The organism is Clavibacter michiganensis subsp. tessellarius (assembly GCF_021922985.1).
GTDB classification, from domain to species: domain Bacteria; phylum Actinomycetota; class Actinomycetes; order Actinomycetales; family Microbacteriaceae; genus Clavibacter; species Clavibacter tessellarius.
On the sequence record NZ_CP040788.1, the window covers coordinates 1,184,514 to 1,208,108 of the forward strand.

A 23,595-nucleotide genomic window follows, 5' to 3' on the forward strand; every position below is an offset into this window, starting at 1 on the left:
CGCCGCGTTCAGCCCCGGCGCGCGACGACGCCCGCGAGGTAGGACGCCTGGCCGGCGTGCTGCAGGTCGTCGGAGAGCACGCTCACGAGGCGGGCGGCGAGCGTGACCGGCGGCGTCCAGTCCTCGTCCACCACGCGCGCGAGCTCGGGCTCGCCGAGGCCGGCGAGGTACGCGAGCGTCGCCGCCTGCACGGCGTCGAGGTAGCCGAGGAGGAGCTCCGGGCCGGTCCCCGCGAGGGCGGCGACGTCCTCCGGCGACTGCCCGTACCCGGTGGCGGACGCGTCGAACGGGAGGGCGAAGCGCTCCGCCCATCCGCCCGCGGTCCAGGACTGCGGTGCGCCCGCGACGTCGGCCACCTGCGCGTCCTGCACGCGGGCGAGGTGCCAGACGAGCCAGCCGACCGTGTTCGCCTCGTCGTCGGGGCGGTACGCCAGGTCGTCGGCGTCGAGCCCGTCGACCGCGTCGTGCACGATCTCGCCGATGCGTCCGTAGGCGTCGACGAGCAGGTCGATGGCGGGGGTCATGGGATCTCCTCGGGTCGGGTGCGCGCCCGGACGAGCGCCCTCCCATCCTGCTCCGCCCCCGGTCCGCGACGACGACGTGGCAGGCTCGCGGGGTGACGCGACTCTCCCCCGACGCCCCGTGGTCCACGCCGGACGACGACGCGTGGTGCCCCTGCACGAGCGGCGACGCCTACGGCGCGTGCTGCGGCCCGATCCACCGCGGCGACGTCGCGGCGCCCACGGCCGAGCGGCTGATGCGCTCGCGCTTCTCCGCCTACGCGCGCGGGGACGCCGCGCACCTCGCGCGGAGCTGGCACCCGTCGACGCGCCCCGCCGAGCTGGAGCTCGATCCCGGGATCCGGTGGTTCCGCCTCACGATCGTGCGAACCGCCCGCGGCGGGCCGGCGGACGCCACGGGCGTGGTCGAGTTCGAGGCGGCCTACCGGCACGACGGCGAGCGCGGCACGCAGCGCGAGGCGAGCCGCTTCGCCCGACACGGCGGATCCTGGGTCTACGTCGACGCGGAGTGACCCGCGGCGTCGCCGGTCAGGCCTCGCCGAACCCGGAGTCGATGAGCTCGACGAGCGCGGTGACCGCCTCCTCGGCGTCCTCCCCCGTCGCCTCGATGACGACGTGCGCGCCGCGCGTGAGGCCGAGCGCCATGACGCCCAGGAGCGACGCGGCGTTCTGCCCGTTCACGGTGATCGCGGACGAGTAGCCCGAGGCGCGCGTGACGAAGTCCGCCGCGGGACGCGCGTGCAGCCCGTCGCGGTTCACGAGCACGGCCTCGCCGCGCACCGTGCCGGCGCCTCCCGCGGGGGCGGGCTCCGAGCCGTCGGCGCGCGGATCCGGGGCGAGCCCGGCGTCGGCGTCCTCCTCCGCGTCGGCGGTAGAGGCCGACGCGGCGGCGGCGGCCACCTCCTCCAGGGTCCCGCCCGTCTCGGCGGCCACGGCCGCGGCGACGGCGCCCTCCACGAGCGGGGCGCGGACGACCACGACGCGGGCGCGGGCGTCGTCGTCGAGCAGGTCGACGGCGGTCTCGGCCGTGAGGTAGGCGGATCCGAGATCGGCCAGGACGACCACCCCGTCGCCGCCCTCCGCGTCGGCGAGCGCCTCGGCGACCACGTCGAAGCTCGTGCCGATGCCGGCGTCGTCGAGCGTGCCGTCGCCGGATCCCCCCGCGGGGACGAGCGCGACGGTCGGCGCCATCTGGCGCGCGAGGTCGACGAGGCCGTGCGCGATCAGGGCGCTGTGCGAGACGAGGACCAGCCCGACGCTCACGACGCGGCCCCCTCGGCGTCGCGGGCGGTCGAGGCCGCCGCGCGGAGGATCAGCGCGGACGACTGGGCGCCGGGATCGCGGTGCCCGATCGCGCGCTCGCCCAGGTAGGAGGCGCGGCCCTTGCGCGCGACGAGCGGCTCGGTCGCCTCGGCGCCGCGCTCGGCGGCATCGGCGGCGGCCGCGAGCACGTCGGCCGGCTCCGCCCCGGCGTCGGCGGCCTGTCGGGCCGCCTCGGCGGCAGGCCCCCAGGCATCCACCATGGTCTTGTCGCCCCGCTCGGCCTTGCCGCGGAGCACGATGCCGCCGACCGCCGCCTCGAGGAGGTCCGCCAGCGCGGGTCCGTCGAGGTCGACGCGGCCGGCGACGGCGGCGGAGGCTTTGAGGTACGCGGTGCCGAGGAGCGGGCCGGACGCGCCGCCCACGGTGGAGATGAGCGTGGTAGCGACGGCCTTCAGCGCGTCGGCCGGCGTCGCGTCGGCGGCGAGCGCGTCGAGCTTCGCGCCGACGGCGCTGAATCCGCGGTCGAGGTTCTCGCCGTGGTCGCCGTCGCCGATCTCGCGGTCGAGGGCGATGAGGTCGCCCCGGCTCGCGGCGATGACGCGCGCCGCCTCCGTGGTCCAGGCCACGGCCCAGTCGGTCCCTAGTGCCATCTGCTACCTCCCCCACCGCAGGGCGGCGGTCTGCACGGGTGAGTCCCACAGCTCGGTGAGCTCGTCGTCGAGCAGCAGCACCGTGAGGGACAGGCCCTCCATGTCGAGGGCCGTGACGTAGTCTCCCACGAGGCTCCGGGCGACGGTCAGGCCGGCCTCCTCGAGCACCGCGGCCGCGCGGGCGTAGGCGATGTAGAGCTCCGACAGCGGCGTCGCCCCCATCCCGTTCACCAGCAGGAGCACGCGGCTCCCGGCCGGCGCCCCCAGGTCCTCGAGGACGGGGTCGAGCAGCCGGTCGACGATGGCGTCCACGGGCTCCAGCGGCAGCTTCACCCGGCCGGGCTCGCCGTGGATGCCGATGCCGATCTCCATCTCGTCGTCCTCGAGCGCGAAGCTCGGCTCCCCCGCGTGCGGCACCGTGCAGGCGCGGATCGCGACGCCCATGCTGCGCACACCCGCGATCACCCGCTCGGCCACGCCTGCGACGGCGTCGAGGTCGTCGCCGCGCTCGGCCGCGGCCCCGGCGATCCGCTCCACCAGCACCGTCCCCGCGACGCCGCGTCGGCCGGCCGTGTAGAGCGAGTCGGTCACCGCGACGTCGTCGTCGACGACGACCGTCCGCACGCGCACGCCCTCCGCCTCCGCCAGCTCGGCCGCCGTCTCGAAGTTCAGGACGTCGCCCGTGTAGTTCTTCACGATGTGGAGGACGCCGGCGCCGGCGTCCACGGCGAGCGTGGCCGCGACGACGGGATCCGGAGTGGGGCTGGTGAACACCGGCCCGGGCACCGCGGCGTCCAGCATCCCGTGGCCGACGAAGCCCGCGTGCAGGGGCTCGTGCCCGCTGCCGCCTCCGCTGACGAGCGCGACGCGTCCGGGCCGGGTGGGCTCCGCGCGTCGGACGTACTGCGGGTCCGGGGACAGCGTCACGAGGTCGGCGTGCGCCGCGGCGAACCCCGCGACGGCCTCCTCGGCGACGGTCCTCGGGTCGTTGATCAGCTTCTTCACGGCGGCTCCTCGCGGGTCGCGGGCGGCGCGCGGGCGCCCGGGCGTCCGAGCCGGATCGAGGACGGGACTCGGTCGGCGGCGACTCGGGTGCGTGCTCAACATACGCCCGGCGGCGGGCACGGCACCGGGCGGGACGGACGGCCCCCGCAGGGCCGTGATCGGCGTCGCGGAGCGGCCACGCGCGGGCGGGCGCCCAGGTGCCCCGGCACTAGATTGGAGCCACCGCGATGATGCGGCAGAGGTCGTACCCGCGCCTCGACGAACGATCGGAGCACCACGCAGTGGATCTTGGAGTCATATTCCTGTCGGAGACGGTGGGCACCGCCCTCCTCGTCCTCCTCGGATGCGGAGTCGTGGCGAACGTCGCGCTCATCAAGTCGAAGGGCCTCGCCGGCGGCACCCTGATGGTCAACTTCGGCTGGGGCCTCGCGGTCTTCGCCGGCGTCACCGTCTCCTACGCGTCCGGCGCGCACCTCAACCCGGCCGTGACGCTGGGCCTCCTCGCCGCCGGCAAGATCGAGGACGTCGCGAGCGTCCCCGTCTACATCCTCGCCCAGATGGTCGGCGCGATCATCGGCGCCGTCTTCTGCTGGCTCGCCTACAAGCAGCACTTCGACGAGGAGCCCGACGCGGCCACCAAGCTCGGCGTGTTCTCGACCGGCCCGTCCATCCGCAACTACGCGTGGAACCTCGTCACCGAGATCATCGGCACCTTCGTGCTCGTCATCGTGATCCTCGGCTTCAGCCTCGCGAACAACCCCGACGCCGACGCCGCCACCCCGGCCGGCCTCTCGGCCCTCGGCGCGATCCCCGTCGCCCTCCTCGTGGTCGGCATCGGCGCGTCCCTCGGCGGGCCGACCGGCTACGCCATCAACCCGGCGCGCGACCTCGGCCCCCGCATCGCGCACGCGATCCTCCCCATCAAGGGCAAGGGCTCGAGCGACTGGTCCTACGCCTGGGTCCCCGTCGTGGGCCCGGCCGTCGGCGGCCTGCTCGCCGGCCTCGCGTCCTACGCGCTGCTCCCCATCCTCTAGAACCCCGAACCCCACAGGAGAGACCACATGAGCGAGAAGTACATCGTCGCCATCGACCAGGGCACCACCAGCACGCGTGCCATCGTCTTCGACCACAGCGGATCCATCGTGTCCACCGGCCAGCTCGAGCACGAGCAGATCTTCCCCCGCGCCGGCTGGGTCGAGCACGACCCGATGGAGATCTGGCGCAACACGCGCGAGGTCATCGGCCAGGCGCTGTCCAAGGCCGACATCACGCGCCACGACGTCGAGGCCGTGGGCATCACGAACCAGCGCGAGACCGCCGTCGTGTGGGACCGCACCACGGGCAAGCCCGTGTACAACGCCATCGTCTGGCAGGACACGCGCACCCAGAAGATCGTCGACCGCCTCGCGGCCGACGGCGGCGTCGAGCGCTTCAAGCCCACCGTCGGGCTGCCGCTCGCCACCTACTTCTCGGGCACCAAGATCGTGTGGATCCTCGAGAACGTCGAGGGCGCGCGCGAGAAGGCCGAGGCCGGCGAGCTGATGTTCGGCACGACCGACACCTGGGTCCTCTGGAACCTCACGGGCGGCACCGACGGCGGCGTCCACGTCACCGACGTGACGAACGCCTCGCGCACGCTCTTCATGGACCTCGAGACCCTCCAGTGGGACGACGAGATCCTGAAGGCGTTCGACGTGCCGCGCTCGATGCTCCCCGAGATCAAGAGCTCCTCCGAGGTCTACGGCCGGGTCGAGTCCTCGAGCCTCCTGCGCGAGGTGCCCATCGCGGGCATCCTGGGCGACCAGCAGGCCGCCACCTTCGGCCAGGCGGCGTTCGACCAGGGCGAGTCGAAGAACACGTACGGCACCGGCAACTTCCTGATCTTCAACACCGGCACCGACATCATCCACTCGCAGAACGGCCTCCTCACGACGCTCGGCTACAAGCTGGGCGACGCGGAGCCGCACTACGCGCTCGAGGGCTCCATCGCCGTCACGGGCTCGCTCGTGCAGTGGATGCGCGACAACCTCGGCCTCGTGTCGAGCGCCGCGGAGATCGAGACCCTCGCCGCCACGGTCGAGGACAACGGCGGCGTGTACTTCGTCCCCGCCTTCTCCGGCCTCTTCGCGCCGTACTGGCGCTCGGATGCGCGGGGCGCGCTCGTCGGCCTCACGCGCTACGTCAACAAGGGCCACATCGCCCGGGCGGCGCTGGAGGCCACGGCCTTCCAGACGCGCGAGGTGCTCGACGCCGTCAACGCCGACTCCGGCGTCGACCTCACCGAGCTCAAGGTCGACGGCGGCATGATCGCCAACAACCTGCTCATGCAGTTCCAGGCCGACATCCTCGGCGTCCCCGTCGTCCGCCCCGTCGTCGCGGAGACCACCGCGCTCGGCGCCGCGTACGCCGCCGGCCTCGCCGTCGGGTTCTGGAAGGACCTGGACGACCTGCGCAGCAACTGGCAGGAGGACAGCCGGTGGACGCCCGACATGGACGACGCCGAGCGCGAGCGCCAGCTGCGCCTCTGGAAGAAGGCCGTCACGAAGACCTTCGACTGGGTCGACGACGACGTGCAGTAGGCCGCACCCGCACGATCCGCACGCCCCGTCGCCGCTCGGCGCCGGGGCGTGCGGCGTCTCCGGCCCCTCGTCGACGCGGGCGGGAGGCCCTCGCCGCTCAGAGGAGCGTCGGCTGCCCGCCGTCCGGGGGGACGTCGTCCACCGGCGCGATCAGGTCCGGGCCGTCGTTCCGCACGCTGTTCACCCGCGTGGAGACGAGCCGCGGCACGAGGTGCGGCTCGGGCAGCGACGCGAGCTGGTGCCGCACGTCCTCCACCGCCGTCGTGCCGGCGTCGAGCCAGTCGTCCAGCCGGTCGCGCGGCACGATCACGGGCGTCCGGTCGTGGATGCGCCCGAGCGCGTCGCTCGCGGCCGACGTGATGATGGCGAGGCTCCGCAGCCACGCCTCGGGCTCCCCCTCGGCGACGGCGGGGTCGCGCCAGTGCTCGTACACGGCGGCGAACGCGAGGGGCCGCTCGTCCTCGGCGTGCAGGTAGACGGGACGCTTGCCGTCCGCCGTCGCCTGCCACTCGTAGTACCCGTCGGCCGGCACGATCGCGCGACGCGACAGCACGGCCTTCCGGAAGGTCGGCTTCTCGGTCACGGTCTCGACGCGCGCGTTGATCAGCGGCGGCCCCTGCGGCGACCGCGCCCACGGCGGGACGATCCCCCACCGAGCGACCGTGGCCACGCGTCGGGACGGACCGGCGGCGTCGTCGCGCGGACGCCGGTCGGCGACCATGCGGACCGTCGTCGTGGGCGCCACGTTCCACGACGCCGGCGGACCCTCGTCCTCCACGTCGTCGACCGCCCAGTCGCCGACGAGATCGCCCGTCGCGCGCGCCACCACGAATCTCCCGCACATGCGTCCATCATCCGCCGTGCGCGCGACATCGCCGCGCCCGGGAGGATCAGGCGCGGGTCGCGGCCGCCCACTCCTCGAGCTTCGCGGCGGCGCGGCCCGAGTCCACGGCGTCGGCGGCGACGAGGAGCTTCTCGCGCAGCCGACGCGCCATGGGCTGCTGGACGCGCGTGGGATCCCCCATCAGGTCGAACGCCTCGAGCCCGGCCGCCGCGTTGAGCAGGACGACGTCGCGCTGCGGCCCCGGCTCGCCCGCCAGCACCCGCCGGATGACGGCGGCGTTCTCCTCGATCCCCTCGCCGAGGAGGGCCTCCACCGGCGCGCGCGGGATGCCGAGCTCCAGGGGGTCGAGGTCGTGCTCGGTGACCGCGCCCCGGCTGACCTCCCAGATGTGGCTGTGGCCGGTGGTCGTGAGCTTGTCGATGCCGTCGTCGCCCCGGTACACGAGCGCCGTCGCCCCGCGGGTGCGGAACACGCCCACCATGAGCGGGACCCGGGACAGGTCGGCGACGCCCACGGCGGACGCCTCGGGCCGCGCCGGGTTGCAGAGCGGCCCCAGCACGTTGAAGAGCGTCGAGATGCCGAGCTCGCGCCGCGTGGCCGCCGCGTGGCGGAAGCCCGGGTGGAAGAGGGCCGCGTGGGCGTACGTGATGCCCGTCTCGCGCAGGACCTCGCCGACGCGCCCGGGCGTGATCGTCAGGTCGACGCCGAGGGCGGTCAGCACGTCGGAGGCGCCCGAGGCGGAGCTCGCCCCGCGGTTGCCGTGCTTGATGACGGGGACGCCCGCCGCGGCCGCGATCACCGACGCCGCCGAGGAGATGTTGAGCACCGCGCCGTAAGGGTCCCCTCCCGTGCCCACGATGTCGAGCGCGCGGGGATCGGCGTCGAGGGGCAGCGCCTCCTCGAGCACGGCGTCGCGGAACCCGACGATCTCGTCCACCGTCTCGCCGGCCGCCCGGAGCGCCACCAGGAGCCCGCCCAGCTGGGCGGGCGTGGCCTCGCCCCGCATGACCTGGCGCATGGCCCAGGTGGACTCCGCGACCGACAGGTGGCCCCCCTCGATCAGGGTGGTGATGAGCGCGGGCCAGGTCGGGGCGGAGGGCATGCGGATCAGCCTAACGAGAGGCTGGATCGGATCTCACGGGCGGCCCGGGTGGGCATCGGGTGTCGTCGGCCTAGGTCATAATGGAACCTGTGACGACCACCTCAATCTCCCCTGCATCCACCGCGCCGGTGGTGAACCGGCCGAACACGGTCGCCGTCGGCACCATCGTGTGGCTCGGCAGCGAGGTGATGTTCTTCGCGGGCCTCTTCGCGATCTACTTCACCCTCCGCTCCACGTCCGGCGCCCTCTGGGAGTTCGAGGCCGGCCGCCTCAACGTGCCCTTCTCGCTGGTGAACACGCTCATCCTCGTGTCGAGCTCGTTCACCTGCCAGTTCGGCGTCTTCGCGGCGGAGCGCCTGCAGGCGCGGGCCACGGGCTGGAAGCCCAGCCAGTGGGGCACGGTCGAGTGGTTCTTCCTCACCTACGCCCTCGGCGCCATCTTCGTCGTCGGGCAGATCTTCGAGTACGCCACCCTCGTCACCGAGGGCATCACGCTCAGCAGCAACGCCTACGGCTCGGCGTTCTACATGACCACGGGCTTCCACGGCCTCCACGTCACCGGCGGGCTCATCGCCTTCCTCCTCGTCATCGGCCGCATCTTCGCGGTCCGGTCGATGGGGCACCGGGAGGCGACGAGCGCCATCGTCGTGTCCTACTACTGGCACTTCGTCGACGTGGTCTGGATCGGGCTCTTCCTGGTCATCTACGTCCTCAAATAGCACCGAGCGGGAGCAACAACCACAGCATGAGCACCAAGACAGCACGCGCCCGTCGCACCGGTCGCCGCAGCCCCCTGACCACCGTCGCCCTCCTCGCCATCGGCCTGCTCTTCACGGGCGGCGCCTACGCGCTGATCCAGACGGGCACCGCATCGGCGCAGGTCGACCTCAAGAGCGCGCAGACCATCGACGAGGGCCAGAAGCTCTTCGGCTCGAACTGCGCCACCTGCCACGGCATGGACGCGACCGGCACGGGCGTCGCCCCGAGCCTCATCGGCGTCGGCGCCGCCGCCGTCGACTTCCAGGTGGGCACCGGCCGCATGCCCCTCCAGGCCACCACGGTCCAGGCGGAGGAGAAGCCGACGCAGTTCACGGACGACCAGGTCAAGGAGCTCGCCGCCTACGTCGCCTCGCTCGCCCCCGGACCGGCGATCCCGGCCAGCCAGTACCTCGACGGGCAGGGCGATCCCGCGAACGGCGCCGAGCTCTTCCGCATCAACTGCGCCATGTGCCACAACGTCGCGGGGGCCGGAGGCGCCCTCACCGAGGCGAAGTTCGCCCCGAGCCTCAAGGGCGTGGACCCGGTGCACATCTACGAGGCCATGGTCACCGGCCCGCAGAACATGCCGGTCTTCAACGACACCAACATCTCCCCCGAGGACAAGCGCGACATCATCACGTCGCTCCAGTACATCGAGCAGAACAGCAACGTCGGCGGCGCGGACCTCGGCGGGCTCGGCCCGGTCTCCGAGGGGCTGTTCATGTGGATCTTCGGCCTCGGCGGCATCGTCGCCCTGACCGTGTGGCTCACGGCCCGGTCCAACTGACGCCCGCATCGATGACACGCACCAGAACACACGAGAGGCACGCACATGGCACACGACGATAAGGACGAGTCGGGCGTCGTCCCCGCGGGCTACGACGCCGGCGAGCTCGAGTCCGCCGGCCGTGACGTCGTCCTCCCGGGCGGCACCGCCGTCGCCACGCGCGACGCGTTCCAGAACCCCGGCTTCCCGGAGCACCGCCTCCGCGTCACCGACAAGGACCCGAAGAAGGCGCAGACGGCCGAGCGCGTCGTCTACACCTGGTTCTACCTGTCCATCGTCGGCAGCGTGTTCGCCATCGGGGCCTACTTCGGCTTCCCGATCTACGCGGACGACCCGGGCAGCGTGCGCCTCAACAACCTGTTCCTCGGCGTCGGCATCGCGCTCGCGCTGCTGAGCCTCGGCATCGGCGCCATCCACTGGTCGAAGGCGCTCATGAGCGACCACGAGCTGATCGACGAGCGCCACCCGCAGGGCGGCTCTCCCGCCACGCAGGCCCGCGCGGTCGAGATCTTCGCCCAGGCGAACGAGGAGTCCGGCTTCGGCCGCCGCTCGCTCATCCGCAACAGCCTCATCGGCGCCCTGGTCGCCTTCCCGCTCCCGGCGGTCGTGCTCTTCCGCGACCTCTACCCGGGCAGCGCCGAGGAGCCCGCCTCCGCCCTCAGCCACACGCTGTGGAAGAAGGGCGAGGTCCTCACCCGCGATCCCTCCGGCACGCCCATCAAGGCGTCCGACGTCACGATCGGCTCCGCGTTCCACGTCATCCCCGCGTCCCTCATGGACCTCGAGGAGGGCAAGCTCGAGGAGAAGGCCAAGGCCGCGGTGCTGCTCATGCGCCTGCGTCCCGAGGACCTCGTCGAGGCCCCGGAGCGCAAGGGCTGGTCGTACGACGGGATCGTCGCCTACTCCAAGGTCTGCACGCACGTGGGTTGCCCGGTGGCGCTCTACGAGCAGCAGACCCACCACCTGCTCTGCCCCTGCCACCAGTCCCAGTTCGACGTGACCAACCACTGCGAGGTCATCTTCGGACCGGCCAAGCGGCCCCTGCCGCAGCTGCCCATCGCCGTCAACGACGAGGGCTACCTCATTGCACAGAGTGATTTCACCGAGCCCGTAGGGGCGAGTTTCTGGGAGCGTCGTGGTGACTACAACAGCTGATCCGACCACGACGGGTGCCGCCGCGCCCGCCGCCAAGAGCGGGGGCGGCCTCACCGCCGCCGCCGCGACCTACCTCGACGAGCGCACCAGCGTCAGCGTCGCCGTCAAGGAGTTCGGGCGGAAGATCTTCCCGGACCACTGGTCCTTCATGCTCGGCGAGGTGGCGCTCTACAGCTTCGTCGTCATCCTGCTGACGGGCTCGTGGCTCACGTTCTTCTTCGACCCGTCCATGGCGGAGACGCACTACTCCGGCTCCTACGCGCCCCTCAAGGGCGTCGAGATGTCCGTCGCCATGTCCTCGTCGCTCGACATCTCGTTCGACATCCGCGGTGGGCTGCTCATGCGGCAGATCCACCACTGGGCGGCGCTGCTGTTCGTGGCGTCCATCGGGCTGCACATGCTGCGCATCTACTTCACGGGTGCGTTCCGCAAGCCCCGTGAGCTCAACTGGTTCATCGGCTTCGTCCTGTTCATCCTCGCGATGGCCGAGGGCTTCACGGGCTACTCCCTCCCCGACGACCTGCTGTCCGGCAACGGCCTCCGCATCATCGACGGCATGGTGAAGGGCATCCCGGTCATCGGCACGTGGATCTCGTTCCTGCTGTTCGGCGGCGAGTTCCCGGGCACCGACATCATCCCGAGGCTCTACACGCTGCACATCCTGCTGCTGCCGGCGATCCTCGTGGCGTTCCTGGCGCTCCACCTCCTGTTCGTGGTCGTGCACAAGCACACCCAGTTCGCCGGCCCCGGCCGCACGAACGAGAACGTGGTCGGCGTGCCGGTCCTCCCCACCTTCGCGGCCAAGGCCGGCGGGTTCTTCTTCGTCGTCTTCGGCGTGATCGTCGTGATGGCCTCGTTCTTCACGATCAACCCGATCTGGAACTACGGCCCCTACGACCCCTCGCCGGTGTCGGCGGGAACGCAGCCCGACTGGTACATCGGCTTCGCGGACGGCGCCCTGCGCCTCGTCCCGCCGGGACTCGAGTTCGTGCTGTTCGACCACACGTTCTCGTTCAACATCATCCTGCCGATCACGGTCCTGGGTCTGTTCATCGTGCTCGTCGCGCTCTACCCCTTCATCGAGGCGTGGATCACGGGCGACAAGCGCGAGCACCACATCCTCGACCGTCCGCGCAACGCCCCGACGCGCACCGCGATCGGCGCCGCCGGCGTCTCGTTCTACGCGGTCCTCTGGTCCGCCGCGAGCTCCGACCTCATCGCCACCCACTTCAAGGTGTCGATGGAGGGCGTCATCCACACGCTGCAGGCGCTGCTGATCCTTGGACCGGTCATCGCCTACCAGGTCACCAAGCGCATCTGCCTCGCGCTCATGAAGAAGGACCGCGAGATCGCCCTGCACGGCGTCGAGTCGGGCCGCATCGTGAAGCTGCCCGGCGGCGAGTTCATCGAGGTGCACGAGCAGCTCGACGAGTACGAGCGCTGGCGCCTGGTCAGCTACGACGACTACAAGCCGCTCATGATCCGCCCGGACAGCCGTGGACGCATCACGGTCAACCAGCGGGCACGTGCGGCGCTGTCCAAGTGGTTCTTCGAGGACCGGATCTCCCCGGTCACCACGAAGGACGTCGAGCGCAGCCACGGCGACCACCACTAGCAGCACCCGCTCGGTCTGATCCCGAGCGCGACCGAGAGCCGGTCCGGCATCACGCCGGACCGGCTCTCGTGCGTCCGGCTCGATTGGTTCGCCCTGCGACGCCGCGCAACGCGGCTCCGGCTACCGGCGGACGCTCACCCCTCCTGTCCGTCCCGCCACTGCTGACGCGTCACCCGACATCCACCACCCGCCACGAGGAGCGCACATGGACCTCGACCGCCTCGCGGCATGGCTCCGCTGTCCGGTCTGCGGCGACGACCTACAGGCCGTGCCGCCCCTCGTGCTGCGCTGCCGACGCGGGCACGCCGTCGACGCCAACAAGCGCGGCTACGCCTCCCTGCTGCCCGCCGGCACGCGCGTGACCGGCGACACCGCCGAGATGCTCTCGGCCCGTGGCCGATTCCTCGATGCGGGGCACTACTCCCCCATCTCCCAGGGCATCGCCGACGTGCTCGGCATCGGCGAGCACGGTGTCACCGACGCCGACAGATCGCGCCGAGTCCTGGACGCCGGATGCGGCACGGGCCACTACCTGCGAGCCCTCCTCGACCGCCTGTCGGACGCGCACGGTCTCGCGGCCGATCTCTCCGTCGACGCCGTCCGGACGGCCGTACGGGGACGACACGACGTCGACGGAGTCGTAGCCGACACCTGGGCCGGCCTGCCCGTCCGAGACGGCGTCGCGGATCTCGTGCTCGACGTGTTCGCCCCGCGCAACATGGCCGACTTCCATCGCGTCCTCGGGCGCGGCGGCCTCCTCCTCATCGTCGCGGCGGGGCCCGAGCACCTCCGCCAGCTGCGCGAGGCCGGCCGAGCGGTCGGGATCCAGGCCGACAAGCGCGAGCGCATCCTCGCCTCCGCGGACGCGCTCTTCGAGCCCCTGTCCGAGACGCGCATCCGCCACGACCTGCTGCTGCCTGCGGACGACATCGACCGCCTGCTCGGCATGGGTCCGTCCGCGCACCACCGCCATGCGCGCGGGGGATCCGACGTCCCGTGCCCGGAAGCAAGGTCCTCCCCCATCGAGGTGACGCTCGACGTGACAATCCACTTGATGCGGCGCTCCGACTCCCCGGGCACCTGATCGGGCACTGACGGCGCAGCGGGACGACGCCGAGCGGGTGCCCGCTACCTCGTGCCCGCGTCCGTCACGAGCGCCCGGTCAGCGCAATGAGGTCCAGCTCCGCCGTGACCCGCGTGCCGCGACAGCACGATCCGACGAACAGCAGGCAGCCATGACTCGGACGAGGACGCCCTCGTCCGGACAGCGGCACGGCGTCCAGCGCAGTGCAGCGCAGCGCAGCTCACTGCATGGACCGGATGTGCGACATCACGGGCGAGAGCCGTCCGACGTCGGACGCGGAGCTGCCCGCGCATCTCGGGCATCCGGTGGCCCATGAGGCCCTCGGCGCTGCGGAGCCAGCCCTTGCCCCCGGGCTCAGGAGCGGGGCAGAGTGCGTCCCGGTCCGTGTCCCGGCAGCAGCAAGCGCTCCCGCATACGAGAGACGCCCGGCCCCGCTCTCGCGGTTCGGGCGTCTCCGACGTCAGCGTCTCAGCGCAGCAGCTTCTTGTAGAACTCGGCCGTCCGCTCGTACCCGAGGCGCTTGTAGAAGTCGCCGGCACGACGGGTGCTCATCGTGATCTGGCCCACGCCGCGGTCGCCGCAGAGCCGCTCGACCGCGCGCACCAGGGCCGAGCCCGTACCGGCGCTGCGCGCCTCCCCGTCCACCACGAGCTCCTCGAGGTGGGCGCTGAGCCCTCCCGCGTAGAGCAGGCGGCTGACGACCAGGTACGCGTACCCGACGACACGACCCGCATCCTCGGCGACCAGGAGCACGTCGCGACCGACGTCCTTGTTCGCCCGCAGGATGTGGAAGAACGTGACGTCGAAGTCGTCCCGCGTCGCCGGGGCGTTGATCATGTCGAGCTGCTGGCACAGGGCGAAGACGGCGTCTCCGTCGGAGGCGAGCGCGTGCCGGATGTCGACCACGGGATCAGCGGGCGAAGTAGCCGCGGTAGTACTCGTAGGTCCATCCCACGAGCGCGATGAGCGCGAGCCCGCCGCCGATGATGGCGATCCAGATGCCCACGGCGAGGCCGAGGAACACGGACGCCGCACCGGCAGCCAGGATGACCGGCCACCAGCTCCACGGGCTGAAGAAGCCGAGCTCCGGGTCGCCGTCGTCGACGTTGGCGTCGCTGCGGTCCTCGGGGAGCTCGCCGTTCTGCGCCGCGTAGAGGCGGGCCACGAAGAAGCCGATGAACGCGGCCAGCACCCCTGAGAGGGCGATGGCCAGCGTGCCGACCCACTCGACCGTGTTCTGGTCGATGAGGTGCCAGATCGTGTAGGCGGCCGCCGCGATGACGAAGAAGACCGCGAGGACGTAGAAGAGGTTCCTATTGGCGCGCACGTCACTTCACCTTGTCGCTGGAGATGTCGTAGGTCGCGGCGTCCGGGGCGTCCTTCGCCGGACCGATTCCCACGGGGATGCCCGCCTCGGGGTGGTTGAGGTCGAAGGCCGGGGCCTCCGAGCGGATCCGCGGGATGGACGTGAAGTTGTGCCGCGGCGGCGGGCAGGACGTGGCCCACTCGAGCGAGCGACCGTAGCCCCACGGGTCGTTGACCGTGACGCGCGGCGCCGTGCGGGCGGTGATCCAGACGTTCAGGAAGAACGGGATCATCGACAGCGCGAGGATGCCGGCGCCGATGGTCGACAGCTGGTTCATCCAGGTGAAGTCGTCCTCGGGCTGGTACGTCGCGTAGCGACGCGGCATGCCCATGACGCCGAGCCAATGCTGGATGAGGAACGTCGTGTGGAAGCCGATGAACAGCAGCCAGAAGTGGACCTTGCCGAGACGCTCGTTGAGCATCGTGCCCGTCCACTTGGGCCACCAGAAGTAGAAGCCGGAGAACATCGCGAACACGACGGTGCCGAACACCACGTAGTGGAAGTGCGCGACGACGAAGTACGTGTCGGACACGTGGAAGTCGAGCGGGGGCGACGCCAGGATGACGCCGGTCAGGCCGCCGAAGGTGAATGTGATGAGGAAGCCGATGGCCCAGAGCATGGGCGTCTCGAACGTGACCGAGCCGCGCCACATGGTGCCGATCCAGTTGAAGATCTTCACGCCGGTGGGGACCGCGATGAGCATTGTCATGAGCGAGAAGAACGGCAGCAGGACGGATCCGGTGACGTACATGTGGTGCGCCCACACCGTGACCGAGAGGGCCGCGATGGAGATGGTCGCGTAGACGAGGGTCTTGTACCCGAAGATCGGCTTGCGGCTGAAGACCGGGAAGACCTCCGACACGATGCCGAAGAACGGCAGCGCGATGATGTACACCTCGGGGTGCCCGAAGAACCAGAACAGGTGCTGCCAGAGGATGGCGCCGCCGTTGGCCGGGTCGTAGATGTGCGCGTCGAAGATGCGGTCGGCGCCGAGGCCGAACAGCGCGGCCGCGAGGACCGGGAACGCCATGAGCACGAGGATCGACGTGACGAGGATGTTCCAGGTGAAGATCGGCATGCGGAACATGGTCATGCCGGGGGCGCGCATCGTGATGATGGTCGTCACGAAGTTGACCGCGCCGAGGATGGTGCCGAATCCGCTGAGCGCCAGGCCCATCACCCAGAGGTTGCCGCCCAACCCTGGAGAGAACGTCGTGCTGGACAGCGGCGCGTAGGCGAACCATCCGAACGAGGCCGCTCCGGCCGGGGTGAGGAAGCCGGCGACCGCGATGAGCGAGCCGAAGTTGAACAGCCAGTACGCGAACGCGTTGAGTCGCGGGAACGCGACGTCGGGCGCGCCGATCTGCAGCGGCATGAGCACGTTGGCGAAGCCCGCGAACAGGGGCGTCGCGAACATCAGCAGCATGATCGTGCCGTGCATGGTGAAGAGCTGGTTGTACTGCTCCTTCGTCTCCACCACGTGCAGACCCGGCTCGAAGAGCTGGGCGCGGATGACGAGCGCCATGACGCCGCCGAGGCAGAAGTAGAGGAACGAGGTGATCAGGTACAGGTACCCGATCGTCTTGTGGTCGGTGGAGGTGATCCAGTTGACCACGACGTTGCCACGACGTTCGGCCTTGCCGTTTCCGTCGAGGACCTTCGCCTGACCCGCGGGGATCGCGGTGGGACGGTTGAGGGTCGATGTCACGTTTCTGCTGCCCTACTCTTCGGACGACTCGGAGGTGGCCGGCACGTCGGTGCCGGGGAGGTTCTGCAGGCGGTCGTAGTCCTTGCCGAGGTCTCCCGCGAACCCGGCCGCCTTCTGCTTCTCGATGTAGGCGTTGTAGTCCTCGACGGACACGACCTTCACCTGGAACAGCATGAGGGAGTGGTACTCGCCGCAGAGCTCGGCGCACTTGCCCTGGTACGTGCCGAGCTTCTCCGGGATGAACGTCATGTAGTTCGTCTTGCCGGAGATGAGGTCCTTCTTGTAGAGGAAGTCCACCACCCAGAAGGAGTGCAGCGTGTCACGCGTGTTGAGCTCGAGCTCGACCTTGGTGTTGACCGGCAGGTAGAGGGTGGGGAGCTTGTCCTTGTCGATCGAGCCCTGCGGGCCCGTCGGGTCGTCGACCGCCTGGACGCCCTGCTCGTAGGCGCCGCCCTCGAGGGTCTGGCCGCCCTCGGTCTGGCCGCCGAGGTAGTTGAAGTCCCACGCCCACTGCTTGCCGAAGACCTGGACCTTGACCTCGGGCTGGTCGAAGCGGGCCTCGATGGCCGCCTGGTCCTTGGCCGTGAAGGCGAAGAAGCCGAGCACGAGGATCAGCGGCACGATCGTGTAGAAGATCTCGATCGGCATGTTGTAGCGCATCTGCACCGGGAGGCCGGTCTGGCCCTTGCGGCGGCGGTAGACGACCGCGGCCCAGATGGTGAGGCCCCAGGTGAGGACGCCCACCGCGAGGAGGACGATCCAGGCCGTGACCCAGAGGCCGATGACCGAGTCGACGTGGTTCGTGGTGCCCGGCTCGGTGGGGAGGAAGCCCTGGAGCTGCTGCTGCGTGCACCCCGCGAGGAGTACCGAGATGCCTATGGCGACGGGGATCGTCAGCCAACGTTGACGGCGAGTGAAGCGCACGTGCAGACCCTTCGAAGAACCGGATGTGACGGGTTCCACCCTACGCGACAGGGAGCCGCCCGAAGGACGACTCCCTGCTCGAAGCCCGGTTTCCCGGGCCGGATCGCTTACCGCTCCATGTGTCAGTGGAACGAGTCGCCGCAGGCGCACGAGCCGCCGGCGTTGGGGTTGTCGATGGTGAAGCCCTGCTTCTGGATGGTGTCCTCGAAGTCGATGGTCGCGCCGTCGAGGTACGGGACGCTCATCTTGTCGACGATGACCTCGACGCCGTCGAAGTCGACCGTGGCGTCGCCGTCGAGCTCGCGCTCGTCGAAATAGAGCTGGTAGATGAGGCCGGAGCAGCCGCCGGGCTGGACGGCGACGCGGAGGCGCAGGTCCTCGCGGCCCTCCTGCTGGAGCAGGCTCTTGACCTTGCTCGCGGCGGTGTCCGTGAGTCCGACGCGGTGGGCCGCCTGGGCGGTCTCGGTCAGCGTGGTGTCGGTCATGAGCACTCCTCGGGTGGTGGGATCTGCGGTCGGGCGACTCCGGTGGAGTCTACGTCGTGCAACCGCGCGAGTCACCCGGGTGTTCCCGCCGTCCCGCGGGGATCCGGGAGGATCCGCGCGGGACGGTCGGGTCAGTCGCGATGGGCGATGCGGCTGAGCAGCACGGCCTCGCTGAGGATCGCGCGCTGCAGGACGCCCAGGTGCTGCGACTCGTTCGGGCTGTGGGCGCGGGTGTCGGGGTCCTCGACGCCGGTGACGAGGATCTGGGCGGACGGGAACGCCTCGACGAGGTCGGCGATGAACGGGATGGACCCGCCGATGCCGGCCTGGACGGGCGCTCGGCCCCATCCGGCGGTCATGGCGGCGGTCGCCTCGGCCATGGCCCAGCCGCTCGTGTCGACGAGGAAGGGATCGCCCTGGTCGACGTCGCTGATCTCGACGTGCGCGCCGTACGGGCGGTGACCCTGCACGTGCGCCTCGAGGGCCCGGTAGGCGTCGGCCGCCGTCTGCCCGGGCGCGATGCGCGCGCTGATGCGGACGGAGACCTCGGGCAGCAGCGTGTTGCTCGCGTTGGCGACCGAGGGGGCGTCGATGCCCGTCACCGTGATGGAGGGCTGCGCCCAGAGCCGGGTCAGGATCGGGCCGGTGCCCACCGGGGACACGCCTTCGAGCAGCGCGGCCTCCTCGGCGAGGCGGGCGTCGTCGTAGTCGGGGGTGTCCATTTCCGTCGAGGCGAGGCCGGCGACGGCGACGGAGCCGTCGGCGTCCCAGAAGGAGTCGAGGAGGCGGACCGCGGCCATCATCGCGTCGGGGACGGCGCCGCCGAACATGCCGGAGTGCGAGGCGTGGTCGAGCGTGCGGACCGTGAGGCGGAACGTGACGTTGCCGCGGAGGGCGATGGTGATGGACGGGGTGTCCACGTCCCAGTTGTCGCTGTCCGCGACGACGATGACGTCGGCGGCCAGAGCGTCGTGGTGCTTGGCCAGGAAGTCGGAGAAGGAGCGGGATCCGGCCTCCTCCTCCCCCTCGATGAAGACCGCGAGGCCGAGGTCGAGGTCGTCGCCCTCCGCCTCGACGAGGGCGCGGATCGCCGCGACGTGGGTCATGATGCCGGCCTTGTCGTCCGACGCGCCGCGCCCGTGCAGGCGGTCGCCGCGCAGGGTCGGCTCGAACGGCGGGGTCTCCCAGTGCTCGTCCGCGCCGGGCGGCTGCACGTCGTGGTGGGCGTAGAGGAGGACGGTGGGCTTGCCGTCGCGCGCGGCGCGCGTCGCCAGGACCGCCGGCATCCCGTCGTCGCCGGACGGGGTCGAGGCGCGGTGCACGGAGACGTCGTCGAAGACGCCGAGGCCGGCGAGCAGCCCCGCGACCGCGTCCGCGCTGGCGGCGACGTGGGTCGGGTCGAACGCGGGCCAGGAGACCGAGGGGATGCGCACGAGCGCGGACAAGTCGGCCACGGTGGCGGGGAACCCGCCCGCGACGGCGGCGGCGAGCCGGTCGACGGCCTCCGGGTCCGGTGCGGTCACGGCGTCTGCGGAGCTCTCGGGAGGCGTCATGCAGGTAATCTTAGATTCACTCCAGGCAAGGACGAGAGACGTGGCGAAGCAGCACACCCCCGCAGAGAACCCCTCCGAGACGACCGCTCCGGCGGGCGTCGAGGGCCGCACGGCCGACGGGAAGAAGGGCCCCACCCCCACCCGCCGGGAGCGCGAGGCCGCGAACCTGCGCCCCCTCGTGCCGCAGGACCGCAAGCTCGCCGCGCAGCAGAGCAAGGAGAAGGCGCGCGAGGCGCGCGCCCGGGCCAACGCCGGCATGGCCGCCGGGGACGAGCGCTACCTGCCCGTCCGCGACAAGGGTCCGCAGAAGCGCTACGCCCGCGACGTCGTCGACGCGCGCTGGAGCGTCGGCGAGCTGCTGCTGCCCGTGATGGGCGTCGTCGTCGTGCTGACCTTCGTCCTGCCGGCCAACATGGCCACGATCCCGCTGCTGTCGATCTACGCGTTCGTGCTGGCCGCCATCGTCGATGCCTACCTCACCGGCCGCCGCGTGCGCGCCGCCATCGCCGCGCGGGTCGGCGCCGACCGCGTCGAGCGCGGCATCCGCTGGTACACGGGCATGCGCACCATCCAGATGCGCCCGATGCGCCTGCCGAAGCCGCAGGTGAAGCGGCGCGCGAACGTCACGTTCGGCTGATCCGCCGTCCGGCCCGCACGGCCGGTGGGCTCCCCCTCCGCGGGGTACCGCTCAGCGACCGCGACGGATCCGCGCGAGGCCCGCGTTGACGGACCGTGCCCATAGCGGGCCGCGGTAGAGGAAGGCCGTGTAGCCCTGCACCAGGGTGGCGCCCGCGTCGAGCCGGGCCTGCACGTCCTCGGCCGTGTCGACACCGCCGACCGAGATGACGCATGCCTCGGCGGGGAGCACCCGCCGCAGGATGCCCAGCACCTCGAGCGCGCGCGGCGCGAGGGGCGCGCCCGACAGCCCGCCGGCGCCCGCCGCCTCGACGACCGCGGCATCCGTGCGGAGACCCGACCGGGACAGCGTGGTGTTCGTCGCGATGACGCCCGCGAGGCCCAGCTCGGTGGCGAGGCCGGCGATGCGCTCCACCTCCGCGTCCTGCAGGTCGGGAGCGATCTTCACGAGGACCGGCACGCCGCCCGCGGCGTCGCGGATGCGCGTGAGCAGCGGCCGGAGGAGCTCGATCTCCTGGAGCCCGCGGAGGCCGGGGGTGTTCGGCGAGCTGACGTTGACGGCGAGGTAGTCGGCGACCGGCGCGACCAGCCGCGTCGAGCGCACGTAGTCCTCGACGGCGTCCTCGACCGCGACGGCGCGCGTCTTGCCGATGTTGACGCCGATGACGGGTCGGTCGCGTCGCGCGCGGAGGCGGCGGAGGCGGTCGGCGAGGGCGGCCGCTCCCCCGTTGTTGAAGCCCATGCGGTTGACGACGGCGCGGTCGTCGATGAGCCGGAACAGGCGCGGCCGGGGGTTGCCGGGCTGCGCCTCGGCGGTGACGGTCCCGACCTCGACGTGCCCGAAGCCGAGCTGGCCGAGGCCGAGCACGGCCAGCGCGTCCTTGTCGAAGCCCGCGGCGACGCCGAAGGGGGACGGGAAGCGCAGGCCGAGGGCGTCCACCGCGAGCGAGGGATCCGGTGCGGTCAGCCGACGGGCGATCCAACCGAGGCCGGACGACGGGAGGAGGGCGATCGCCGTGGACGCGAGGTGGTGCGCGTCCTCCGGGTCCATGCGCGACAGGATCGTACGGAAGAGGAGGGGATACATCGCCACCAGGCTAGCGGGTGCCGACCGCGTGCCCCGCGGACGCCCGCCCGCGACGGGCCAGAGCGCGGCGGGCTAGAGCGCGTCGGCCTCGGGCGAGGCGGCGTGCGCCACGCGCAGCTGGGCGATCGCGGACTCGAAGTCGTCGAGCGAGTCGAAGCCCTGGTAGACGCTCGCGAAGCGGAGGTAGGCCACCTCGTCGAGCTCGCGGAGCGGCGGCAGGATGCTGAGGCCGATGTCGTTCGCCTCGATCTGCGAGGCGCCGGTGGCCCGGATCGCCTCCTCCACGCGCTGCGCGAGGACCGCGAGATCGGTGTCGGTGACGGGGCGCCCCTGGCAGGCCTTCCGGACGCCGGTGACGATCTTCTCCCGGCTGAACGGCTCGACCACGCCGTTGCGCTTGATCACGCTGAGGCTCGCGGTCTCCGTGGTGCTGAAGCGACGGCCGCATTCGGGGCACTGCCGGCGCCGGCGGATCGACAGGCCGTCGTCGCTCGTGCGGGAGTCGACGACGCGGGAGTCGGGGTGGCGGCAGAAGGGGCAGAACATCGTGTGCCCAGGATACGTCAGCCCCGGAGGCGGGCCGTCACCGCGTCGCCGTGCGCCGGGAGGTCCTCGGCGCGGCTCAGCGCGACGATCATCGGCTCCGCCTGGCGCAGCGCGTCCGCGTCGTAGCGCACGACCTGCTGCGGGCGGAGGAACGTGTACGCGCCGAGGCCCGACCCGAAGCGCGCCTGGCCGCCCGTGGGGAGCACGTGGTTGGATCCGGCGAGGTAGTCGCCGAGGCTCACGGGCGCGTGCGGGCCGAGGAAGATCGCGCCGGCGCTGTGCAGGTGGGCGAGCAGCGCGTCGGGGTCCGCGGTCTGCACGGAGAGGTGCTCCGGGCCGTAGGCGTCGCTGTAGCGGGCGGCCGTGGCGAGGTCGTCGACCACGAGGATGGCCGACTGCGGGCCGGTGAGCGCCTGGCCGACGCGGGCCGAGTGTCCGGTGGTCGCGGCCAGCGCCGCGACCTCGGCGTCGACCGCGCGGGCGAGCTCCGGCGAGTCGGTGACGAGGACGGACGCGGCCATCTCGTCGTGCTCGGCCTGGCTCACGAGGTCGGCGGCGACGAGCCGGGCATCCGCGGACGCGTCCGCGATGACGAGGATCTCGGTGGTGCCGGCCTCCGAGTCGATGCCCGTGACGCCGCGGACGACGCGCTTGGCGGCGGCGACGTAGATGTTGCCGGGTCCGGTGACGACGTCGACGGGCTCGAGCCCGAGGTCCGCGACGCCGTGCGCGAAGGCGCCGATCGCCCCCGCGCCGCCCATGGCGTAGACCTCGTCGACCCCGAGGAGGCCGGCGGCGCCGAGGATGACGGGGTGCACGGATCCGCCGTGCGCGGCCTGCGCGGGCGAGGCGAGCGCGATGCTCCCGACGCCCGCGACCTGCGCCGCGACGACGTTCATCACGACGCTCGACGGGTAGACGGCTTTGCCGCCGGGGACGTAGAGGCCCACGCGGCGGACGGGCTGCCAGCGCTGGACGATCGTGCCGCCGGGGACGACCGTGGTCGTGGTCTCGGGCGGGACCTGCGCGGCGGAGCCGAGGCGCACGCGGCGGATGGCCTCCTCGAGCGCGGCGCGCACGTCGGGGTCGAGGCCGTCGACGGCCGCGGCGATGTCCGCCGCCGGCACGCGGATGGCGCCTGGGCGCACCCGGTCGAGCCGCTCCGCCTGGTCGAGGAGCGCGGCGCTCCCCCGCGTCCGCACGTCCTCGACGAGCTCGCGCGCCACGTCGAGCGCGACGGCGACGTCGGTGACGGGACGCGGGAGGAGGTCGAGCAGGTCGGCGGTGCTGGGCGTGGTGCCGCGGAGGTCCTGGATGCGCATCATGACTCCGGAAGTCTACCGAGCGGGCGCCGGCCGGATCCGGCGGCTAGCGTCTGCAGGCATGGACGCGCACCCCGCCACCACGCTCTCCGAGGCCCCGGGCCAGGCCGCCTTCCGCGCCGCGTTCCGACGGCACGCCGCCGGCGTCGCGGTCGTCACGGCGCGCGACGCCCACGGATCCCCGGTCGGCTTCACCGCCACGTCGCTCGCCTCCGTGTCGGCGGATCCCCCGCTCGCCAGCTTCAGCCTCGCCCGCACCGCTTCCAGCGCCGCCGCCCTGGCCGTCGCCGACCACGTCGCGATCCACGTGCTGGGCGCCCGCGACCGGCACCTCGCCGAGCGCCTCAGCGGTCCGGCGTCCGAGCGCTTCGCGGGCGACCACTGGTCCCCCGGCCCCCACGGCCTGCCCGTGCTCGCCGGCGGCACCGCCCTCCTCGTCGCCCGCATCGTGGAGCGGGTGCACGTCCACGACGCCATCGTCGTGATCGTGCGCATCGAGGACGGCGGCGCGGGCGTCGACGACGAGCCGCTCGTCTACCACGCGCGCCGCTACCTGCGCCCCGGCGCCGACGCCTGAGCTGCGGGCGCCGAGGCGCCGGCCTCT

At 71.9% G+C, this 23,595-nt stretch carries 25 protein-coding genes; 10 read left to right on the forward strand and 15 right to left on the reverse strand.

Annotated features, from left to right (window positions below):
• Positions 1-8: 8 nt before the first annotated feature.
• Positions 9-524, reverse strand: coding sequence for a mycothiol transferase (locus tag FGG90_RS05390; RefSeq protein WP_094129565.1), 516 nt, complete (start codon positions 522-524; stop codon positions 9-11).
• A gap of 92 nt (positions 525-616) precedes the next feature.
• On the opposite strand from FGG90_RS05390, the gene FGG90_RS05395 reads away from it, so the two are divergent.
• Complete coding sequence (locus FGG90_RS05395; protein WP_094129562.1) at positions 617-1,033, forward strand: YchJ family protein; 417 nt, start codon at positions 617-619, stop codon at positions 1,031-1,033.
• Between the two features lie 16 nt (positions 1,034-1,049).
• Here the strand turns inward: FGG90_RS05395 and dhaM are convergent, their stop codons facing one another.
• The 3 genes from dhaM to dhaK are packed head-to-tail and all read right to left on the reverse strand — an operon-like array spanning position 1,050 to position 3,439.
• Positions 1,050-1,784 carry a dihydroxyacetone kinase phosphoryl donor subunit DhaM gene (gene dhaM / locus FGG90_RS05400; protein ID WP_094129559.1) on the reverse strand — a complete coding sequence of 245 codons (735 nt, stop codon included), beginning with the start codon at positions 1,782-1,784 and terminating at the stop codon, positions 1,050-1,052.
• Positions 1,781-2,434 carry a dihydroxyacetone kinase subunit DhaL gene (dhaL, locus tag FGG90_RS05405; RefSeq protein ID WP_094129556.1) on the reverse strand — a complete coding sequence of 218 codons (654 nt, stop codon included), beginning with the start codon at positions 2,432-2,434 and terminating at the stop codon, positions 1,781-1,783. The genes dhaM and dhaL overlap by 4 nt, the downstream gene beginning before the upstream one ends.
• 3 nt (positions 2,435-2,437) lie before the next feature.
• Complete coding sequence (gene dhaK, locus FGG90_RS05410; protein ID WP_094129553.1) at positions 2,438-3,439, reverse strand: dihydroxyacetone kinase subunit DhaK; 1,002 nt, start codon at positions 3,437-3,439, stop codon at positions 2,438-2,440.
• A 227-nt stretch (positions 3,440-3,666) separates the two neighbouring features.
• Here dhaK and FGG90_RS05415 point away from each other — a divergent pair, with 227 nt between their 5' ends.
• Positions 3,667-4,473 (forward strand): MIP/aquaporin family protein, encoded by an 807-nt coding sequence (locus tag FGG90_RS05415; RefSeq protein WP_210433060.1) that lies wholly within the window; start codon positions 3,667-3,669, stop codon positions 4,471-4,473.
• 27 nt (positions 4,474-4,500) lie between these two features.
• Positions 4,501-6,018 (forward strand): glycerol kinase GlpK, encoded by a 1,518-nt coding sequence (gene glpK / locus FGG90_RS05420; protein ID WP_094129546.1) that lies wholly within the window; start codon positions 4,501-4,503, stop codon positions 6,016-6,018.
• A gap of 97 nt (positions 6,019-6,115) precedes the next feature.
• Here the strand turns inward: glpK and FGG90_RS05425 are convergent, their stop codons facing one another.
• Together FGG90_RS05425 and trpD are read right to left on the reverse strand one after the other, a co-directional pair.
• The gene (locus FGG90_RS05425) at positions 6,116-6,862 is read right to left on the reverse strand and encodes an SOS response-associated peptidase (protein WP_094129543.1); all 747 of its coding nucleotides are present in this window, start codon (positions 6,860-6,862) and stop codon (positions 6,116-6,118) included.
• A gap of 46 nt (positions 6,863-6,908) precedes the next feature.
• Positions 6,909-7,964 (reverse strand): anthranilate phosphoribosyltransferase, encoded by a 1,056-nt coding sequence (gene trpD / locus FGG90_RS05430; protein WP_094129540.1) that lies wholly within the window; start codon positions 7,962-7,964, stop codon positions 6,909-6,911.
• A gap of 80 nt (positions 7,965-8,044) precedes the next feature.
• Between trpD and ctaE the strand changes: the two genes are divergently transcribed.
• The 5 genes from ctaE (at position 8,045) to FGG90_RS05455 (ending at position 13,364) form a co-directional block, all read left to right on the forward strand.
• Positions 8,045-8,683 carry an aa3-type cytochrome oxidase subunit III gene (gene ctaE, locus FGG90_RS05435; RefSeq protein WP_081001874.1) on the forward strand — a complete coding sequence of 213 codons (639 nt, stop codon included), beginning with the start codon at positions 8,045-8,047 and terminating at the stop codon, positions 8,681-8,683.
• 26 nt (positions 8,684-8,709) lie between these two features.
• Positions 8,710-9,510, forward strand: a complete 801-nt coding sequence (gene qcrC, locus FGG90_RS05440; RefSeq protein WP_094129537.1) for a cytochrome bc1 complex diheme cytochrome c subunit — start codon at positions 8,710-8,712, stop codon at positions 9,508-9,510.
• Positions 9,511-9,555: 45 nt separating this feature from the next.
• Positions 9,556-10,665 carry a cytochrome bc1 complex Rieske iron-sulfur subunit gene (gene qcrA / locus FGG90_RS05445; protein WP_094129534.1) on the forward strand — a complete coding sequence of 370 codons (1,110 nt, stop codon included), beginning with the start codon at positions 9,556-9,558 and terminating at the stop codon, positions 10,663-10,665.
• Positions 10,649-12,280, forward strand: coding sequence for a cytochrome bc1 complex cytochrome b subunit (qcrB, locus tag FGG90_RS05450; protein ID WP_094131485.1), 1,632 nt, complete (start codon positions 10,649-10,651; stop codon positions 12,278-12,280). The genes qcrA and qcrB overlap by 17 nt, the downstream gene beginning before the upstream one ends.
• 205 nt (positions 12,281-12,485) lie before the next feature.
• On the forward strand, positions 12,486-13,364 hold the full coding sequence (locus FGG90_RS05455; RefSeq protein ID WP_094129531.1) for a methyltransferase domain-containing protein: 879 nt from the start codon (positions 12,486-12,488) through the stop codon (positions 13,362-13,364).
• A gap of 468 nt (positions 13,365-13,832) precedes the next feature.
• Here the strand turns inward: FGG90_RS05455 and FGG90_RS05460 are convergent, their stop codons facing one another.
• From FGG90_RS05460 to FGG90_RS05485, 6 genes are all read right to left on the reverse strand, one after another.
• Positions 13,833-14,270, reverse strand: a complete 438-nt coding sequence (locus FGG90_RS05460) for a GNAT family N-acetyltransferase (protein WP_094129526.1) — start codon at positions 14,268-14,270, stop codon at positions 13,833-13,835.
• Positions 14,271-14,274: 4 nt separating this feature from the next.
• Complete coding sequence (locus tag FGG90_RS05465; protein ID WP_094129523.1) at positions 14,275-14,691, reverse strand: cytochrome c oxidase subunit 4; 417 nt, start codon at positions 14,689-14,691, stop codon at positions 14,275-14,277.
• A 1-nt stretch (position 14,692) separates the two neighbouring features.
• Complete coding sequence (ctaD, locus tag FGG90_RS05470; RefSeq protein WP_175345470.1) at positions 14,693-16,438, reverse strand: aa3-type cytochrome oxidase subunit I; 1,746 nt, start codon at positions 16,436-16,438, stop codon at positions 14,693-14,695.
• 12 nt (positions 16,439-16,450) lie between these two features.
• Positions 16,451-17,362 (reverse strand): aa3-type cytochrome oxidase subunit II, encoded by a 912-nt coding sequence (gene ctaC / locus FGG90_RS05475; RefSeq protein WP_094129520.1) that lies wholly within the window; start codon positions 17,360-17,362, stop codon positions 16,451-16,453.
• A gap of 122 nt (positions 17,363-17,484) precedes the next feature.
• Complete coding sequence (gene erpA / locus FGG90_RS05480) at positions 17,485-17,847, reverse strand: iron-sulfur cluster insertion protein ErpA (protein WP_012038530.1); 363 nt, start codon at positions 17,845-17,847, stop codon at positions 17,485-17,487.
• A 131-nt stretch (positions 17,848-17,978) separates the two neighbouring features.
• Positions 17,979-19,400 (reverse strand): dipeptidase, encoded by a 1,422-nt coding sequence (locus FGG90_RS05485; protein ID WP_094129517.1) that lies wholly within the window; start codon positions 19,398-19,400, stop codon positions 17,979-17,981.
• A gap of 40 nt (positions 19,401-19,440) precedes the next feature.
• On the opposite strand from FGG90_RS05485, the gene FGG90_RS05490 reads away from it, so the two are divergent.
• Positions 19,441-20,037, forward strand: coding sequence for a DUF3043 domain-containing protein (locus tag FGG90_RS05490; protein ID WP_094129514.1), 597 nt, complete (start codon positions 19,441-19,443; stop codon positions 20,035-20,037).
• Between the two features lie 51 nt (positions 20,038-20,088).
• Here FGG90_RS05490 and FGG90_RS05495 read toward each other — a convergent pair whose 3' ends face one another.
• From FGG90_RS05495 to hisD, 3 genes are all read right to left on the reverse strand, one after another.
• On the reverse strand, positions 20,089-21,123 hold the full coding sequence (locus tag FGG90_RS05495; protein ID WP_094131484.1) for a quinone-dependent dihydroorotate dehydrogenase: 1,035 nt from the start codon (positions 21,121-21,123) through the stop codon (positions 20,089-20,091).
• 72 nt (positions 21,124-21,195) lie between these two features.
• Positions 21,196-21,669: a transcriptional regulator NrdR gene (gene nrdR / locus FGG90_RS05500; RefSeq protein ID WP_094129511.1), complete on the reverse strand. Its 474-nt coding sequence runs from the start codon at positions 21,667-21,669 to the stop codon at positions 21,196-21,198.
• A gap of 17 nt (positions 21,670-21,686) precedes the next feature.
• Positions 21,687-22,991, reverse strand: a complete 1,305-nt coding sequence (hisD, locus tag FGG90_RS05505; RefSeq protein ID WP_210433103.1) for a histidinol dehydrogenase — start codon at positions 22,989-22,991, stop codon at positions 21,687-21,689.
• A gap of 61 nt (positions 22,992-23,052) precedes the next feature.
• On the opposite strand from hisD, the gene FGG90_RS05510 reads away from it, so the two are divergent.
• Entirely contained in the window at positions 23,053-23,568 is a 516-nt protein-coding gene (locus FGG90_RS05510) for a flavin reductase family protein (protein ID WP_094129505.1), read from the forward strand.
• Positions 23,569-23,595: the final 27 nt, after the last annotated feature.

Bases quoted from the DNA above. Each gene is read 5' to 3' on its own strand.
- FGG90_RS05390 (WP_094129565.1), bottom strand. From the start codon at position 524: ATGACCCCCGCCATCGACCTGCTCGTCGACGCCTACGGACGCATCGGC.
- dhaL (WP_094129556.1), bottom strand. From the start codon at position 2,434: ATGGCACTAGGGACCGACTGGGCCGTGGCCTGGACCACGGAGGCGGCG.
- FGG90_RS05415 (WP_210433060.1), top strand. From the start codon at position 3,667: ATGATGCGGCAGAGGTCGTACCCGCGCCTCGACGAACGATCGGAGCAC.
- glpK (WP_094129546.1), top strand. From the start codon at position 4,501: ATGAGCGAGAAGTACATCGTCGCCATCGACCAGGGCACCACCAGCACG.
- FGG90_RS05425 (WP_094129543.1), bottom strand. From the start codon at position 6,862: ATGTGCGGGAGATTCGTGGTGGCGCGCGCGACGGGCGATCTCGTCGGC.
- trpD (WP_094129540.1), bottom strand. From the start codon at position 7,964: ATGCCCTCCGCCCCGACCTGGCCCGCGCTCATCACCACCCTGATCGAG.
- ctaE (WP_081001874.1), top strand. From the start codon at position 8,045: ATGGAACCTGTGACGACCACCTCAATCTCCCCTGCATCCACCGCGCCG.
- qcrC (WP_094129537.1), top strand. From the start codon at position 8,710: ATGAGCACCAAGACAGCACGCGCCCGTCGCACCGGTCGCCGCAGCCCC.
- qcrA (WP_094129534.1), top strand. From the start codon at position 9,556: ATGGCACACGACGATAAGGACGAGTCGGGCGTCGTCCCCGCGGGCTAC.
- FGG90_RS05455 (WP_094129531.1), top strand. From the start codon at position 12,486: ATGGACCTCGACCGCCTCGCGGCATGGCTCCGCTGTCCGGTCTGCGGC.
- erpA (WP_012038530.1), bottom strand. From the start codon at position 17,847: ATGACCGACACCACGCTGACCGAGACCGCCCAGGCGGCCCACCGCGTC.
- FGG90_RS05485 (WP_094129517.1), bottom strand. From the start codon at position 19,400: ATGACGCCTCCCGAGAGCTCCGCAGACGCCGTGACCGCACCGGACCCG.
- FGG90_RS05495 (WP_094131484.1), bottom strand. From the start codon at position 21,123: ATGTATCCCCTCCTCTTCCGTACGATCCTGTCGCGCATGGACCCGGAG.
- nrdR (WP_094129511.1), bottom strand. From the start codon at position 21,669: ATGTTCTGCCCCTTCTGCCGCCACCCCGACTCCCGCGTCGTCGACTCC.
- hisD (WP_210433103.1), bottom strand. From the start codon at position 22,991: ATGCGCATCCAGGACCTCCGCGGCACCACGCCCAGCACCGCCGACCTG.
- FGG90_RS05510 (WP_094129505.1), top strand. From the start codon at position 23,053: ATGGACGCGCACCCCGCCACCACGCTCTCCGAGGCCCCGGGCCAGGCC.